We start from the raw sequence: 15,924 nt of genomic DNA, 5'->3' as shown, positions 1-15,924 counted from the left end.
GCAGAGGATGACCTTGACAAACTACTGCTCATAGAAGGATGAGGAGGGAAGCGTGAAACCGAACTCGTTCCAGCCGTGCGCGCATCGGGCGAATGCAGTGCCCCGGTGCATTTCCGCGATTGCCTTTACGATCGACAGCCCAAGACCATGGTTTCCGTGAATGGTCGTGCGCGAGGCCACGCCACGATAGAAGCGGTCAAATAGTCTTTCCAGTACGGCTAGGGAAATCGGGATGCCCTCGTTGGCAACCGACACCTCGATCGCCGACGCATTCTGCGTGATCATGACCTTGACCTGCGTACCGGGACTCGCGTGTTGAGACGCGTTGACCAGCAGATTGAAGAGCGCCCTTCGTAGAAGCGACTTGTTGGCCAAGGTGTGCGCGTCGCCCGATACCGTCGCCCGGACGCCGGCTTCTTCGAAAGGCACGTCGAGGAATTCGAGGGTATGCGCAACTTCCACCGCGATCGATATCGGAGTGAGCTCGGTTGCTTGCTCACCCTGATCCGCGCGCGCGAGGAAGAGCATATCGTTGACCATGATACGCATGCGCTCACCCTCTTCGAGAGCAGACTGGATCACATTGAGAAGTGCTTCGCGACTTCGGTCACGCGTTAGCGCGACCTGGGCCTGACCGATGATGTTCGCGATGGGCGTGCGCAATTCATGCGCAACGTCCGCATTGAATCTCTCGAGCCGGGCCTGGGCTCCGTCGATACGTTCCAGCGCGCCGTTAAAGCTGGACTTGAGGAGAAGGAGTTCAACGGGCAGATTGCTTGCCTGCAAGCGTTGATCGCGACGGTTGGGTTGCAGAACAGCTGCTTCGTCGGACAAGCGTTTGAGCGGCATGAGACCGATGCGGGAGACTGTATATCCCGATGCGGAGATCACAACACTCGCGATCAGGAAAGTGATCGCCAGCGCAAGCACGAACGCATAGGTGGTGCGGTCGACGGGGCGGCAGTTGACATAGCCGACGAGCACGAGATCGGGGCGCGCACCCACGCCCGGGAGAAGGTATTTTCGCGCGAGAAACGATTGTCCGCCTTCGCGGACCCGTTCATACCGGTCCATGTCGTTGGGAATTGGATGCTCGGGCATCGTTTGATAGCTGAATACCGGATCCGGCGTAAGAACATAGAAGCCAATGTTCCGCTCCGCGGGAATGATGTTATCAATCTTCTTTTTGACACTGGGCCACTCGGTAGCCGTCGAAGTATGCGAGATTAACAGGCGAGCTATGCCCGCCCGAGCTTCGAGAGAGTCCTGTAGTCCAGCATCAAGTTGCCCGCGCAGAAAAACAGTGAGACCTAACCCCACAAGGGTGAAGACGATAATCGCCGCGGCGGAGAAACGGACGGCGAGGCGTCGTGAAATCGAGTGCATCACATGTCCGCTCCGCTGTTGCGGGCTTCGAGCACGTAGCCCATGCCGCGTACTGTGTGCAGGAGTTTCACGTCGAACGGGCCGTCGAGCTTGCTGCGCAGACGCTTGATCACTGCTTCGATGACGTTTGTGCTGCTGTCAAAATTCACGTCCCACACCATTTCTGCGATGACGGTTTTGGAGAGGAGTTGACCTTTCCTGCGCGCGAGCAGGCTAAGCAGTTGGAACTCCTTGGCGGTAAGTTCGAGGCGCGTGCTGCCGCGCGACGCGCGAAGGCTAACGAGATCGACGGAAAGATCGGCGATTCGTAACATCGTCGATTCCTGGGCGCGACTTCGACGAGTCAAGGCGATCAGGCGCTCGACAAGCTCGATAAACGAGAAGGGCTTGGTCAGATAATCGTCTGCGCCCTCACGCAATCCACGCACGCGGTCATCGACCTGATCGCGAGCCGTCAGCATGATGATGGGCGTGTGCGAGCGCGAGCGAATCACACGCAGTAGTTCGAAGCCGTCCATCTTCGGCAGCATTACGTCGAGCACGATGACATCGTAGGTGAACTCGCGGACCATGAACGCACCTTCTTCGCCGTCAGGTGCGACGTCGACCGTCCAGCCCTGCTCGGTCAAGCCGGTTTTCAGATACTCGATGGCTTTAGGTTCATCCTCGACGATCAGAATTTTCATAGCCGCATAGGAAACGCAAGGAAAGAGCTGAGATCGATTGTGCGATGACGGGAAACGATGCGGCTCTTGCGAAAACGGTTGGAGTCGAAGATACGACGAAAAACCGTGTACCTTGATAACGACGTGGCAATCGTGACCCTCGCAACTGACGAAGCACCGCTTCCGTCGATGCGGGAATTATTTGCCGAAATACAGCGTCCTGTCGAGATGCTCCAATTGCCCGTCGCGACGGGCCTCCACGAGTTCCTGCACGACTTGCTGACGTGTCTTGCCGTTTTCGGGATCGACTGCTGGCGACGCGGGCACCGAAACCACGGCGTCTTGATCGAACGTGTTACGGGTTTCGGAACTGCGCTGAGGGTCTGCGGCCATTGCTGCGGAAGTGCTGGCGACGAAAGCGATTGCTGCGACGAGATAATATTTTTGCATGACATCATCCTTTTAGGCGATTGGGGCGGGCGGCGTCGCTGTTTCGATGCCTGGCAAAAGTCTAGAAAGGTGGCCGGAACAGCACGCTGACACGAAACTGACTCGTTAGTCAGACTTTCCCGCTTCACCGTGACGGCCGCCCAATCCAATTGCGGTCTGGAACTGACCTAGTCCAACTTCAGGTGCGATTTGTTGGTTGAAGATTTTTTCTTAGAGGGGCTGATCCGTGGCTGCCCCTTTGAATGATCGATATCTTTGACAGAACCTTTTTTGAACTAAAGCTGGTTCCGGTCGTAACCGCGGTCCGCGTAGACACGGATAGGACGGTTCAGCGGTGGCCCATCTCCTCGATTCGTTTGTCATGACGTTCAAGGTTAATCTACAGCAACCCTTATTTTTGTAAAACCGATGCTAATGTGTGGGTGACTTGCGCAAACCTATCCGGTGCTGTGAGGAATGCTCCTCGTGCCGCGGAGGGAATCGCGCCTCGTGGTCCTGATGTAGGCAAGCCTGTCAAGAAGCTCACTGTATCGCCGCGCTTTTTGGTGCCCATCCTTGAGAAAGGGGGCTTGCTAAATGAGCAATTGATTCGTTGGGGAGAGGGTGAGAAAGTCAGGCTTCCAAGGGCAAAACGCCACTTTAATGGAGGAGCCGACGTGAAGAATCTAGATTTTGCCGACGAACAACTGGGGATTCGCGTCTCCATCTTGCGCGGCGGTTCAAGCAAAGGGCTGTATTTCCTCGAAAACGACTTGCCCCGCGCCGGCGCGCTGCGCGATGCGATCCTCAAGCGGGCCATGGGCACGCCCGACGTGATGCAAATCGATGGCCTTGGCGGCACGCATCTGATCACGTCCAAGATCGCAATTGTCGGCCGGAGTTCCCGCGACGATGCTGACGTGGACTACACCTTTGCTCAAGCTGAGATCGACCGGGATGTGATCGACTACAGCGGAAACTGCGGGAATATTTCCGCGGGTGTTGCACCTTTTGCAATCGATGCCGGCTTGGTACCTCCCGTCGAGCCCACCACCAAAGTCCGGATTCACAACACTAACACCGGCAAGGTAGTGGTCGCGGATGTCTCCGTCAAAAACGGCCGAGCCCGGGTCGCTGGAGAATTCTCGATTGCCGGTGTGCCCGGGACCGGCGCGGAAATCTTCATGGACTACAGTAATAGTGTCGGCGCAAAAACCGGTAAGGTGTTGCCGACCGGCCTCCGCACGGAGACCATGAATCTTGAGGACGGTCGCACAATTCAGGTATCCATCGTTGATGTCGCCAACACATGCGTTTTTGTACGAGCACACGACTTGGGATTACGTGGTGACGAGCTGCCGGACGACTTCAACACGAACGCATCGCGAGTACAACTGACGCGGGAAATTCGCGGTAAGGCGGCAGTGCGACTGGGCTTCATAAATGAGTGGAGAACGGTCGATGATGAGAGCCCATTCCTTCCCTTCGTAGTTTTCGTAGCACCACCTTCTGACTACGTGACATATTCGGGTGCCCAGAAAAGCGCGGATCAATTCGACTTTCTCGCGAGGCTGATCTTCATGAACCGGATGCACGAAGCCATGGCGGGAACAGGTTCGATGTGCATCGCGTCGGCCTCGCGGATTGAGGGTTCGGTGGTACACGGTGTACTAACTCAAGAATCGCGAAAATCTGAGACGTTGCGCATCGGTCATCCGAACGGGATCATGGATGTTCAGGTTGCCGTCGCGCCTTCCTGCAATCCAGAGGGTGTGCAATTTGAGAAACTCGGATTTGCGCGTACCGCACGGAAAATCATGGATGGTACGGTGTACGTTCCCATAGCCGACATCGAAAATCTCTAAGTGAATTGCAGGTGGCGTCAATCGAGACGCTCAAGAATCGTATCGCTAAAAGCGTGTTCGGGAAGAGCTTCTCACAACCGCCGCTCAAAGGCGGTTGACTCTCTGAACGCCAGGAAGGGTTGCACTTTATCCCGTAGTCGGGGTTGTCAGCAGATATTCATAAGGAAAAGACCGTGGATCTGAGTATGAAAGGCAGGACCGCCATTATCACTGGAGGGGTACAGGGCATCGGTCTAGAGGTCGCGCGTAAGCTGGCAAGTGCTGGCGTAAATCTCGTGTTGGCAGACGTGAATGCCGCAGCAGGAGAGGCTGCGTCGAAAGAGCTTTCGGCTTCCACTCCAGCCAAATTTGCATTGACGGATCTGACCAACCAGGACTCGGTGCGCGACCTCGTTGGTGTGACGATTGCAGAGTTTGGCGCTATCGACTACTTCGTGAACTGCGCGGCCATTCTCGACGATAAGACTTTTGAAGAGTCTTCGCCACGCGATTGGCAGCGTATGTTTGATGTTTGCTTACTCGGTCCGATGTATTGTCTGCATGACGTTTTGCCCGTAATGAAGAAGCAGAAATTTGGTCGCATTGTATGTTTCTCATCTGATTCGGCAAGGATTGGACAGGCAAGGCTCTCTTACTACGCCGCAGCAAAGGCAGGCGTCACGGCGCTAGTTAAATCGATTGCGCAGGAGGTAGGTCCGGATGGGATTACCGCAAATATCGTGTCACCCGGGGCGACCAATACGCCCATGCGGATGGACAGAGAAGCGTCCCTCCGCGAGCAGATGGGGGAAGAAAAATATGCACGCCGCGAGCAGGCGGTCCAAAGGGCCTATCCACTGCGTCGCATTGGGGAGCCGAGCGACGTTGCGCCTACTGTGACCTTCCTGCTCAGTGATGGTGCCGCGTGGATTACCGGTCAGGTGGTCAGTGTCAACGGCGGTTTTACGATGTTGTAACTCACGATGGACTTCGATCTTTAACCCGAACAACGCGAGATGGAGGCCGAGGCAATGCACTTTTCTAGAGGAGGCTTGTAGCCGTCGATGGAAAGACATCCGCCGACGGAGCCGCTTTCAAAGCTCGCCATGCTCCCAGCGCTTTCTGCTTCGGCCGAATTTTGACTTGCGAGCGCAACAGCTTCGCAAAATCTGGGTGGAAGTGCAATGTCAGTTGTCCAATACGATTTGGTAAATGATGCGAGAGAGGGAATCTCACGTTGATAGCAAGGCGCAAGATCACGGGACAAAGTGTTCTGTGAAGCACGGAAAATCGCTTCTTCAAAACGGTAACTTATGATCATCGACGAACTCGCCCGGTACGCAACCGAACAAACCAAGGCGGGCTTGACATCATCGGTAAACCACGCTGCGAAAAGAGCCTTGGTTGACTGGTTTGCTGCGCTCCTTCCTGGCACCCGCGTGCAGCCCGCGTTGACTTTGATGAAGTCACACGCTGATGAACTAGGTCTCGGCTATTCGAGCCTTCCGGGTTTGCGGACGACCTCCTTCCCCGGAACGGCAGCGTGGATAAATGGCAGCGTTTCGCACGCGGTGGAGTTCGACGACATATATCGCGACGCTGTTTACCATCCCGGCTGTCCGACAATCGCCGCAGCGCTCGCAGTCGCGGAGCATACACAGGCATCCGGCAAGCGTCTGCTCGAAGCCATTACCATCGGGTACGAGGTATCTACACGCATCGGCGCGGCTGTTCAGCCGTCCCATTACGAGTTTTTTCACACAACCGGCACGGTCGGGTGCTTCGGAGCGGCAGCTGCCTCGGCGATTCTCGCTTCAGAGGCAGCTGGCACTACGGCTCACGCGATGGCAACTGCGGCAACGTTCGCATCAGGCTTGCAGCAGGCATTCCGTTCCGACGCGATGACGAAGGCGCTACATGCCGGACACGCTGCATGGGTCGGAGTGGTCGCTGCACGGGGCGCCGCAAATGGTATGACGGGCGTGCCCGACATTCTTGAAGGGGCTGCAGGATTCGGTGCTGCAATGGCGAAAAACCCCGACTGGTCGATAGCCACGGATGGACTGGGCGTGGACTTCAACATTGAGAAGGTTACGGTCAAGAATCACGGCTGCTGTGGACATACATTTGCTGCGATAGACGCGCTCTTGCGTCTGTGTTCCGAGCACAACATTTCCATTAGTGATATTGAGGGTTTAACGGTAAGGACCTATCAAGCTGCGATCGAGGTTGCGGGGATTCGTAACCCAAAGTCGGCCTTTGAGTGCAAGTTCAGCATACCGTATGTGATATCTCATGCCGCAAAGTTTGGTTCCGTACGCCTGTCAGCGTTTGATGAAGAGCGAATGTGGGATCCCGAGGTCCGTGAGCTAATGTCCAGAATAACGTTGCTGACCGACGAAGGGCTCACCAGGCAATTTCCCGGCAGGCGTGCTGCCAAGGTGGAAATCAGGCTGAGGAGCGGCGAACTTCTCGAACGATACCAGCCTTACAGGACCGGTGATCCGGAGGAGCCCCTAAGCGACGCTCAGATCAATGACAAGTTTATGGAGTTGGCGGAGCCCGTCATCGGGGAAGGGGGCGCGCGTTCCCTGATGTCGAGGTTGTGGAGCATTGATGAACTGACCGACGTTCGTCAGTTGCACCTTGCCCAGCTTTAGAAAGTCTTCGTATGCGATCAAGTCAAAAGTAGCTTTCCGGGCAATTGGTGTATCTACATGGATCGTAGTCAAACAAACGCGCGTTTTGGAGGAGACCTCGTGTCGAAAGCATACGCTGAAGACGTTTTCCCGGATTTGGGACCCGTGGAAACGCTACCTGACCGTTTCGGCGCTCGCGACTATGTCGCCGGTCTCGCCTATCGAAGCGTCGGCAGCGGTCCCGTCCTCTTTTTAATTCATGGCGGCTCTGGCTCGCGGAATCATTGGTTGCGCAATGTCGAGGCACTATCCAGGCATTTCCTGGTGGTCACGATTGACCTGCCTGGGTTTGGCGAGTCTGGATCTCCGCCGGTAAAAATCGAAACTAGTGAGTATCTTGACTGGGTCGCAGACTCAGTTGGTCTCGTCCTGGAAACTGACTCAGCGTTTCATATCGCCGGATTCAGCTTTGGCGGGGCCGTCGCGGCCGCTACGGCGGCCGCCTTGTGGCGACGAGGATATAACTTGCAACGACTGACACTCGTTAGTCCGGCCGGCTTTGGCCGGCCGACGGGCCGTGACATCGAGCTCGAGAAGGTATTTAAGGGACCGGATACGACGCAGGAGGAAGTTCGTGCTGCCACCGCACGAAACTTGGGTCGTTGGATGTTGAACAAGACGCCATCTCCCGACGCAACGGCGGTCGATATTCACTTGTGGAACGTCGCAAACGCCCGCTACGACAGCCGACGAATCAGTCATCTCGACACCGTCATCGGTGACATCCGATCTGTCGGCGTACCTGTCCAGGTCATGCTGGGCGCTAGCGATCCCCTCATCTTTCCGTCCTTCGACGAGCGCCGGGCCAGGCTTTCAGAAGCGCTTCCCGGAATCCACATCGAAACGGTCACGGGCGCTGGTCACTGGCTGCCATACGAAGCAAGCGACATTGTCAATCGTTGCTTGATTCAATTCCATCTTAAGGGAGACGACAATGTCTTTTGAAACCATCACTACGCAGATTCAGCGGTCAGCATTTGTAATTCAACTTAATAGGCCCACTCGTCGCAATGCGGTGAGCGAGCAGATGATGGATGACATCGTGGGCGCATGCGGCGAGGCCGCCGAAAATAAAGACGTTTCCGCCATTGTCTTGACTGGTGGAAGCGAGTACTTCTCCGCGGGTGCTGACCTAACCGAAGCATTCCAAGTTAGCACTGCGCTGCAGGGGCGTCGCTACTTTGGGCACTGGCATCGTTTGAACGATGCTCTCGAGCAGTCACCGAAACCGGTCATTGCCGCAATTGAGGGGTTTTGCATGACCGGTGGTCTGGAGCTGGCGCTCGCTGCAGACCTCAGAGTCGCAAGTGAAAATGCTACGTTCGCTATTACCAGTTCCCGTATCGGCACTGTGGCCGGAGCGGGTGGTACCCAACGACTTCCCAGGGTTGTGGGCATGGCCAATGCACTCGATTTGCTTTTCGCGGCTGAACCGATCGACTCCGCGGAGGCGTTGCGAATCGGGTTGATCAATCGACGCACCGCAAATGGGAGCGCTTTGACCGAAGCGTTGAAACTCGCGGATCACTATGCCACGCGCGCACCAATAGCGCTTGCTTTTGTGAAGCGTGCGGTGCATCGGGGGATGCAGATGGATCTTGCCTCTGCGATCGAATTTGAAACGATGCTCGTCACAACGGTCTATGGCACCGAGGACAAGGCAGAAGGTATTGCGGCGTTTCTTGAAAAGCGCCAGGCGAACTTCAAGGGAGCCTGACTAGCATGCGACAAGGCTGATCGATGCCCCTTTCCACCCGCGAGCTATAGCTCGGGTCGACGCGCTTGCTGATTCTGGAAAGTACTCGGCATTGCCACAGACGCGTTCGACTCAGCATGGTTAGGCTGGCGAACTGTTTCCATCAACCCTCGGCGGAGTAAGGTTCAAGGGGCGAAGGCGCTAACTATGCGGCTTGTGACCTGCGACATTACGACAGCGGACGATATGCGCCGTCGCGAGACGCTATATCGTCCAGTCGGGACGAAATTATTAATTCAAGGTGCCTCTATGTCTGAGATGCCATATTCAGGATTGCGTGTGGTAGAAATGGGTTCGCGCACCGCTGTTGGAGCATGCGGTCGCCTAATTGCTGACCTTGGCGCAGAAGTATATGTCGTCGAGCCGCGCTCGCCGCGGAAAGATCGTCCGGGAAAATGGCGCGACCGGGTGAGCGCGGTCGCTGGGAAGCACAGCATCCTAGTCGACCCCGATGTACCAGCGGATATTGAGGCTGTCAATGCGATTATCGACGCGTCGGATATTGTTATCCTCAGTTCCGATGCAGATGATGCATTTCCTTCGTCTTGGACGATTAGGATACCTGAGCGGCCGATTATTTGCGACATCACGGCGTTTGGGGCGAGTGGGCCGCTGGCTGGCAGATATGCGGACGAAATCGAATTGCAGGCCCTCACGGGTGTGCTTGGAACTACAGGCTTGACTGAACGGCCGGCTGTGGCTGTCGGAGTGCCGGTACTGGAGATGTCGGCCGCGCTTTATGCCGCAAGTGGGATCGGTGTGGCCGTTCATGTCCTTGCGCGGGATGGCTTCGGGCAAAACGTTGAAGTGGCACTGTTTGACGTTGGCGTAAATTCCTTGACGACGTTCATGCCGGCGCATTACGCAGGTCTCAAACCGCAGCGCCTCGGTAATGGACACGGGATGGCAGTACCCTGGAACGCGTATCCAGCCGCTGACGGGTGGATCTTGATCTGTACGACCAATGACACTCAGTGGAAACGCGTTGCTCAACTGATCGGTCCCAATCTGACTGATGACGCGCGGTTTGTCACGCTCACAGGACGCTTAGCGCATCGCGGGGAAATTGACGCAGCCATCGCAGCGTGGACGAATCGCCTTCCGTTGTCGGATCTTGCTGACATGCTTGGACAACAGGGAATCCCTTGTGGGGGCATTCTTACGATCAGCCAGCTTGAGAGAGAGCCCAATCTCGCATGGCGCGGCACAGTGAGGGAAGTGGATGATCCGGTTAGTGGTAGACGAGTGAGGGTGGCCGGGCCGTTGATCCGCCATGACTGGGGGGAGGTACCCACGGCGATGGTTCCCCCTCCTGATAGCGCGCGTCTCGGTCGCCCAGAGCATGACTTCCTGCATTTCGTCGATGCGAATCCTCCCATACCGTTCAAGTCTAGCGAGAACTCCATCAATGCACCGTTCGCTGGACTGCGTGTGATTGAGATCGGACAGTTGACCACTGCGCCACTCACCGCGCGTCATCTTGCGAGTTTGGGAGCGGACGTGATCAAAGTGGAGGCGCCGGGAGGCGAGAATGCGCGCTCGTGGTCTCCGATGCGCGACGGTGTCAGCCACTTTTTTGTTGCGAGCAATGGACAGAAACGCAGTGTGGAACTCGACCTTCGTAAGAAGCAGGACTGTGACTATCTGATTGACTTGCTCACTGAGGCAGATGTGCTCGTCGAAAATATGAAGCCAGGTGCGCTCGCCCGATTGGGATTCAGCCCGAGCAGGCTTCTTGAGATTAATTCCAAGCTCATCTACTGCAGCATCTCTGGTTTTGGGGCGCACTCGGTGTACGACGGACGCCCTGCTGTAGATACAGTAATTCAGGCCATGTCAGGGATGATGGATGCCACTCGTGTCGAGGGGCGGCCAATTAAAGCCGGCATCTCGGCTGCGGATATAGCAGGAGGGCAAACCGGACTGCTCGCAATCATCGCTGGATTGGCACGCCGCGATAAGACGGGTCGCGGGAGCGTAATCGACATTTCCATGCAGGACGTGGGGGCATGGATGACTCAAGGTTTGTGGAATCAGGCGGTCGAACCTCGGGCATATACCTGTCAAGCGGCGACTATTGCGGAAGTTTGCACGCATCGCCAAACCATCGCGCGAGAGCTAATCGTGGTTGGCTACGATGACGCAGGCAGAGGCTGGGAGGTTTTCGGCTCACCAATGCGTCTGTCAAAAACCCCGGCGCGTCTCGGTACGCTGATAGGTCACCCCTCGAGCGTGCACCTGACTTGGGCTGCAGGCAATGATAGCCATGCGGAAAGAGGCGCCGAGCGCGTCACGAAAACACCTTGAGTCCGCGGATATTCCGGAACTAGCACGCTATATCCCATCGAATGGCGGACGTATTAATTCAACTTATTTGGACTCCAATTACCATGGAATTTCAAGACATTCTCTACACCGCAGAATCAGGGATCGCAACGGTCACAATCAATCGACCAGAGGTGCGCAACGCGGTGCGTCCCCGGACCTACGAAGAGCTGACTGCTGCGATGCACGTCGCAGCGGATGACCCGTCTGTGGGTGTTGTCGTATTAACCGGTGCTGGTGATAAAGCCTTCTGCTCGGGTGGCGATATCCGAGACCAACAGGAACGAGTTCCAGAAGTCGGTCGGAAACATATGCGCAGGTTGTTCGCACTTTCATCCGTCATGCGGATGATGGACAAACCGGTGATCGCGAAAGTGCGCGGATTTTGTGTCGGAGGAGGGAACGAGATCAATCTATTCTGCGATATGACGATCGCCAGCGAGGACGCAAAGTTTGGGCAAACCGGGCCACGCGTCGGCAGCGTCCCAATCTGGGGAGCATGCCAACTACTGGCACGCTACGTTGGAGAGCGTAAGGCACGCGAAATGCTTTACACGTGTCGGTTGTACACCGCCCAACAGGCGCTTGATATGGGTCTGATCAATGACGTAGTGAAAGGTGAAGAGCTAGACGCTGCGGTGGAAACCTTGTGCCAGGAGATCTTGGACAAGAGCCCGCAAAGTCTCCGTATCGCGAAGTTGGCGCTAAACGCAGGCTCGGATCAAGAATTCTATGGATCGTATTTCCCGACATCGGAATTGCTCGCGTCAATATATGGAAATACGGAGAATATGGAAGGCATTTCTGCTTTTCTGGAAAAGCGGAAGCCAGACTTCCGGAAGTTCCGCGGTCGTGCGTGATCAGGTTAAGAGGTATGTTAAGAACGTATAGTCCATTGAGGCGGGCCAGCGAGGCTGACTCCGTTCCCGACGCACTATCGACTCGTTAAGTTGAACGGAAGGTAAGCATGTTGCAAAGACTCGACCCCCAGACCACCGCACTCGTTCTGATCGACCTCCAGCAGGGCATCCTCGGCTTCGCAAAGGCCCCCCGACCCGCCGAGTCCGTACTGACGGCCTCGGCGAAGCTCGCGAAGCGCTTCCGGGAGATCGGCGCGCCAGTCGTGCTGGTGCGCGTAGGCTGGAGCCTAGATTTCGACGATGCCCTGAAGCAGCCCGTCGATCAGCCCGTAACGCTGCCTGCTGGCGGACTACCCTCGACTTGGTGGGACTTTCCCGAAGTGCTTGAAGTAAGCGAAGAAGATCTCAAGATCACGAAGCGGCAGTGGAACGCATTTCACGGCACGGAACTTGATCTGCAATTGCGTCGTCGGGGCATCAAGACCGTCGTGCTCGGTGGAATTTCGACGAATATCGGCGTCGAATCAACAGCGCGAGCCGGCTATGAACTCGGCTACACACTCGTGCTCGTTGAGGATGCGATGAGCTGCGAAGCGTCCGAGCATCACCAGGCGTCGATGAATTACGTTTTCCCGAGGCTTGGCCTGGTGCGGCAGTTCGAGGACGTGATTGGGGCACTCGCGGACTGATGGTGGTGGCCGTGTCGCGCATTGTGGCCGCAATCGATGGCAAGGCACTGGTTCGTGCGTTGACCGCTCTCTTCCCATTGAGCGTGCTCGCGTTGGTTTCAGGCAAGACCGAATGGTTGATGGTTTCGTTAGTAACCATGTCGGCCTCGATCGCCGTGGATCGCTCGGATCTCGCCCCACTCGGGGTAGTCGCTCAGGGAATAGCCATTGGAGCAGGCTTCGTGGTATTGATGGCCTCGCTCGCCTATCCACCGCTGTTTGTCGGAGTCACCACCCTGCTGGCAATGGGGTCGATGCTGGTGACTGCACGGGGAAGCGCGCTGCGTTGGCTCGGAAGCTTTACGTTCATTCCCGTGCTTTACCTCGCCTGCGAGAGCGCCGAAGGAGTCAGGCGGTCAGCACTCATTCATCAGGGATTCGAAACGCTTCCGTTCATCTGGACCGCCTTCTTGCCGGTCCTGCTGATTTCTTCAATAGACCACTATCGCGAACGCCGTCCGGAAGTTTCGCATTTGACGCACTTCGCGAAATGGTTCAAGCGTTCCGATATTGCCGATCGTGTTCCATACATCGAGCCAATGATTGCCGTAGCGCTCGCCGTCGGCGTCGCTGCAGCGTTCGTGGAGTGGAGGCATATCGAGCATGGACAATGGATGATCTGGTCTGCGGCGAGCGTGGTGACGGGAAGTGCGGCGAGTGCCCGGCTCAAGTTTCGTGATCGCATCGCTGGCACCATTGTAGGCGTGCCGGCCGGTATCTTCGCCGGCTTGCTGGTGCCCCATGACGCCTTCTCGCGGGACCTGATTGTCCTTGCTGCGTTGCTGACGCTCGTCTGCATTCGGCCCTACGTCGTTGCATTCGGCACGCGCTGCGGCTGCGCTGCGATGGCGTTCGTGGTTGCCGGGCAGTCATGGACCTTCGCGAGCGAGCGTTTGATCAACGTAGCGGTGGGCAGCACGATAGGTCTGCTATTTGCGCTGGCTGTACACGGCGTCGCGAGGCGTGTCAAATGCCCTCAACGAAAGCATACTGGTTGATACTTTCGTCGTCCCCGAGGAACAAGTTTATGTAAAAGGTGGGGACAGTTTTCTGGCGAAGGCCGAGAAGGCCGACCTTTCGGGCTACGCCGATGTGCATCAAAGAGTTTAACTTCACTTCATTGATTTGAAACCGGATTTCTTGCGGGTCGAGATAGCCCATGAAGCCGTCTGATTTCCACTTAGGCCTTGAATTCATGTGTGGTCCATTCTGGTAGCACTGTACGGACACAGGCACGAGGACCGTAACGGCGATCCGGCTCGTCGAAGACGACCCAGCCTGGTATGAAGGCCCACAGTACATGATCGAGGAAGTGGTGCTCGACGAAGCAGAACTAGAAGATTGCCATCGGACAGAAAGCGACTATATTCATGCGTCCATGGATGAGGCGGATACGTCTGCACATCCTGGCTTTCCCTACGAAGCAATGACGCGAATGATGGACGAGAAGCTGGATAGCGATCCGTACCCGCGTAAGCGATTATTGCGGTTCGACCGTGTGCGCGCCGATGGTGAGATCGTGCATCCGTACGCCGCGCGGCGGGATGAGCGAGCCGATGGTCGGTCGTGGATCATCCAGCTCTATCTGCCTTTCACGCAGGAGTGGACAGAACTGAGGGAGACCGAGTTTCTCGCGCTTCCCCTTTCAACGCGGGACGCCGTCCGGAAGCATGCAGAGAGGACATAACGGGGCAGCTACGGACTGGGCGCGACGCTCGACCGCACATGGCACCGCGGCCTAATTCCTGATCTCCCGCTGATTCTTAGCCGAAAGGGCTGCCCATTTGCAATGAACCGCAAAATCCGTATGGCGGTGTCAGGCGACTGGTCGACTACTGGGCGGCAGATTCCCTCCAGGTATTTGTGACATGCCTTTACCAGGCCTTTCGGCGCGGATCTCGGCTGCTGCTGGGGCCGAACATGGATCAAAACTCGGTTAGCCGGTTTTTTTGCGACGGCGTTAGCCGCGATAATTCGCTTGTTATCGCGGGAATCCCCCGGTGTTTCGCGGTGGACGGGCATGGGGCTGAGGCGAATCGTGCATGCCTCGCCGGGTCTCACGGCGTTGCGCGTCTGCCGCAGCCGAGGTCGAATACCCATGTGCAGCCCGACCGTGCGCGCTGATAGAATCCGGCACGGCAAGTTCGCCGTCTAGAAGCGCGACGTTCATGGATTACCGCGTCAGCTATGAGCACAGCCTGAAAAGTGCGCCGGTGGAATTCATCGTTCGCGCTCCCTCGCAACTCGTGGAAGACATTCCGGCCAATGTGCCGCGGGCGCTCTTGCCTGAGTACATCACCGAGCTGATCCTAAAGCGTTCGCCCCGAATCGGGAAAATTCGCAACCTCCGCATTCTCTGAATGCGGCCCGCGAGACACATCGGGGGAGGTTGCTGCCCGGACGCTTCTCAGCCGACAATAATTGGCGGGTCATCGGCCGGCTAATGGGCGTCAGCAATGTGGTTGCGGGTTGCTGACGGTGGCGGCATCGAGCAGTTGGACTGCGGTTTCCTGCATCAGTGACATCCCGCCGACTGTCATTCACTCGTGAATGACTATCCGCATGATAAAGCCGTCATTGCTGCATTTGTGTTGGTTCTTTGCAGCTCGTGGGCCACGTCCCGCCGCAATCAAAAAGACCTCGTCTTTGAGGCGGACATCGACCGGACCTTTGCGGCCAGCCGGCACCCCTCCGTCGCCAGCCTTACTGCGCGCTATCTTCGTTCGCCCAGGCGCTTGGCATCAAGCCCGAAAAGCTGGTCGCCCAAACGCGTGAAGCTGCTCAGGCGGTCGGCATCGACGCACGGCGCCACGGGACCGGGCAGGCGGTCGACGGTCGGCGTACACTGATGATATGGATAAAGGCGATGGCGCCAGCGCCTGTACCCGCCCCGGAGGGCGTGATCGAGCCGCATGCCGGCCTGCTGCGGCAGCCGGCTGTCGGCCAGTTGCTTTACAAGGTGATGCCGGCCGAGCATCTGATCGGGTCGATAGCTGGGTCTTACCTGCACTTCAACTGTGTCCATACATTGCGGAAATATTGAAATCGCTGGGTACATGTGGACGCCCCCTGGAGTGACGGGAGTTTGATCGAGAAGGCTGAAGAAATGGAGCATGAGCTCGAGCACATGGCGTTCTTTGCTGCCCGTGTCTTCCGAAGGACCATCTACGAAAACCAGTGGATCTAGGGGCGACTAGCCTTGAGTTAGTCGCAAGAACTTCCAAGGATGAAC

General features: G+C 56.8%; 15 protein-coding genes. 12 read left to right on the top strand and 3 right to left on the bottom strand.

Annotated elements, in window-relative coordinates; all coding sequences use genetic code 11:
- Window positions 1-21: 21 nt before the first annotated feature.
- The 3 genes from J3489_RS21125 to J3489_RS21115 all read right to left on the bottom strand — a co-directional run bounded on the left by J3489_RS21125 (window position 22) and on the right by J3489_RS21115 (window position 2,501).
- Window positions 22-1,386 carry a heavy metal sensor histidine kinase gene (locus J3489_RS21125; protein WP_242540181.1) on the bottom strand — a complete coding sequence of 455 codons (1,365 nt, stop codon included), beginning with the start codon at window positions 1,384-1,386 and terminating at the stop codon, window positions 22-24.
- The gene (locus J3489_RS21120) at window positions 1,386-2,072 is read right to left on the bottom strand and encodes a heavy metal response regulator transcription factor (RefSeq protein WP_207001289.1); all 687 of its coding nucleotides are present in this window, start codon (window positions 2,070-2,072) and stop codon (window positions 1,386-1,388) included. The genes J3489_RS21125 and J3489_RS21120 overlap by 1 nt, the downstream gene beginning before the upstream one ends.
- 177 nt (window positions 2,073-2,249) lie before the next feature.
- Window positions 2,250-2,501: a DUF4148 domain-containing protein gene (locus tag J3489_RS21115; RefSeq protein ID WP_207001287.1), complete on the bottom strand. Its 252-nt coding sequence runs from the start codon at window positions 2,499-2,501 to the stop codon at window positions 2,250-2,252.
- 656 nt (window positions 2,502-3,157) lie between these two features.
- Here J3489_RS21115 and J3489_RS21110 point away from each other — a divergent pair.
- From J3489_RS21110 to J3489_RS21055, 12 genes are all read left to right on the top strand, one after another.
- Entirely contained in the window at window positions 3,158-4,345 is a 1,188-nt protein-coding gene (locus tag J3489_RS21110; protein ID WP_207001285.1) for a 2-methylaconitate cis-trans isomerase PrpF family protein, read from the top strand.
- A gap of 173 nt (window positions 4,346-4,518) precedes the next feature.
- On the top strand, window positions 4,519-5,301 hold the full coding sequence (locus J3489_RS21105) for an SDR family NAD(P)-dependent oxidoreductase (protein ID WP_207001283.1): 783 nt from the start codon (window positions 4,519-4,521) through the stop codon (window positions 5,299-5,301).
- A 336-nt stretch (window positions 5,302-5,637) separates the two neighbouring features.
- Window positions 5,638-6,984 (top strand): MmgE/PrpD family protein, encoded by a 1,347-nt coding sequence (locus tag J3489_RS21100; RefSeq protein ID WP_207001282.1) that lies wholly within the window; start codon window positions 5,638-5,640, stop codon window positions 6,982-6,984.
- A gap of 99 nt (window positions 6,985-7,083) precedes the next feature.
- On the top strand, window positions 7,084-7,968 hold the full coding sequence (locus J3489_RS21095) for an alpha/beta fold hydrolase (protein ID WP_207001279.1): 885 nt from the start codon (window positions 7,084-7,086) through the stop codon (window positions 7,966-7,968).
- Entirely contained in the window at window positions 7,958-8,740 is a 783-nt protein-coding gene (locus tag J3489_RS21090) for an enoyl-CoA hydratase/isomerase family protein (RefSeq protein ID WP_207001277.1), read from the top strand. The genes J3489_RS21095 and J3489_RS21090 overlap by 11 nt, the downstream gene beginning before the upstream one ends.
- Window positions 8,741-8,926: 186 nt before the next feature.
- Complete coding sequence (locus J3489_RS21085) at window positions 8,927-11,086, top strand: CaiB/BaiF CoA transferase family protein (RefSeq protein ID WP_207001275.1); 2,160 nt, start codon at window positions 8,927-8,929, stop codon at window positions 11,084-11,086.
- A gap of 83 nt (window positions 11,087-11,169) precedes the next feature.
- Window positions 11,170-11,964, top strand: coding sequence for an enoyl-CoA hydratase-related protein (locus J3489_RS21080; protein WP_207001274.1), 795 nt, complete (start codon window positions 11,170-11,172; stop codon window positions 11,962-11,964).
- Between the two features lie 107 nt (window positions 11,965-12,071).
- Window positions 12,072-12,653, top strand: coding sequence for a hydrolase (locus J3489_RS21075; protein ID WP_207001272.1), 582 nt, complete (start codon window positions 12,072-12,074; stop codon window positions 12,651-12,653).
- Complete coding sequence (locus J3489_RS21070; RefSeq protein ID WP_207001269.1) at window positions 12,653-13,690, top strand: FUSC family protein; 1,038 nt, start codon at window positions 12,653-12,655, stop codon at window positions 13,688-13,690. Before J3489_RS21075 ends, J3489_RS21070 begins: the two co-directional genes overlap by 1 nt.
- Before the next feature lie 302 nt (window positions 13,691-13,992).
- Window positions 13,993-14,379 carry a hypothetical protein gene (locus J3489_RS21065; RefSeq protein WP_242540169.1) on the top strand — a complete coding sequence of 129 codons (387 nt, stop codon included), beginning with the start codon at window positions 13,993-13,995 and terminating at the stop codon, window positions 14,377-14,379.
- A gap of 481 nt (window positions 14,380-14,860) precedes the next feature.
- The gene (locus J3489_RS21060; RefSeq protein WP_207001267.1) at window positions 14,861-15,052 is read left to right on the top strand and encodes a hypothetical protein; all 192 of its coding nucleotides are present in this window, start codon (window positions 14,861-14,863) and stop codon (window positions 15,050-15,052) included.
- A gap of 506 nt (window positions 15,053-15,558) precedes the next feature.
- The gene (locus J3489_RS21055) at window positions 15,559-15,735 is read left to right on the top strand and encodes a hypothetical protein (protein WP_207001264.1); all 177 of its coding nucleotides are present in this window, start codon (window positions 15,559-15,561) and stop codon (window positions 15,733-15,735) included.
- Window positions 15,736-15,924 lie beyond the last annotated feature (189 nt).

Source organism: Trinickia mobilis (assembly GCF_017315705.1).
Taxonomy (GTDB): domain Bacteria; phylum Pseudomonadota; class Gammaproteobacteria; order Burkholderiales; family Burkholderiaceae; genus Trinickia_A; species Trinickia_A mobilis.
Note: the sequence above shows the minus strand (reverse complement) of the source record. Positions and strands in the feature narration are given on the sequence as shown.

Bases quoted from the DNA above. Each gene is read 5' to 3' on its own strand.
- J3489_RS21115 (WP_207001287.1), bottom strand. From the start codon at position 2,501: ATGCAAAAATATTATCTCGTCGCAGCAATCGCTTTCGTCGCCAGCACT.
- J3489_RS21125 (WP_242540181.1), bottom strand. From the start codon at position 1,386: ATGCACTCGATTTCACGACGCCTCGCCGTCCGTTTCTCCGCCGCGGCG.
- J3489_RS21055 (WP_207001264.1), top strand. From the start codon at position 15,559: ATGGCGCCAGCGCCTGTACCCGCCCCGGAGGGCGTGATCGAGCCGCAT.
- J3489_RS21080 (WP_207001274.1), top strand. From the start codon at position 11,170: ATGGAATTTCAAGACATTCTCTACACCGCAGAATCAGGGATCGCAACG.
- J3489_RS21065 (WP_242540169.1), top strand. From the start codon at position 13,993: ATGATCGAGGAAGTGGTGCTCGACGAAGCAGAACTAGAAGATTGCCAT.
- J3489_RS21090 (WP_207001277.1), top strand. From the start codon at position 7,958: ATGTCTTTTGAAACCATCACTACGCAGATTCAGCGGTCAGCATTTGTA.
- J3489_RS21075 (WP_207001272.1), top strand. From the start codon at position 12,072: ATGTTGCAAAGACTCGACCCCCAGACCACCGCACTCGTTCTGATCGAC.
- J3489_RS21070 (WP_207001269.1), top strand. From the start codon at position 12,653: ATGGTGGTGGCCGTGTCGCGCATTGTGGCCGCAATCGATGGCAAGGCA.
- J3489_RS21120 (WP_207001289.1), bottom strand. From the start codon at position 2,072: ATGAAAATTCTGATCGTCGAGGATGAACCTAAAGCCATCGAGTATCTG.
- J3489_RS21060 (WP_207001267.1), top strand. From the start codon at position 14,861: ATGGATTACCGCGTCAGCTATGAGCACAGCCTGAAAAGTGCGCCGGTG.
- J3489_RS21085 (WP_207001275.1), top strand. From the start codon at position 8,927: ATGCGGCTTGTGACCTGCGACATTACGACAGCGGACGATATGCGCCGT.
- J3489_RS21100 (WP_207001282.1), top strand. From the start codon at position 5,638: ATGATCATCGACGAACTCGCCCGGTACGCAACCGAACAAACCAAGGCG.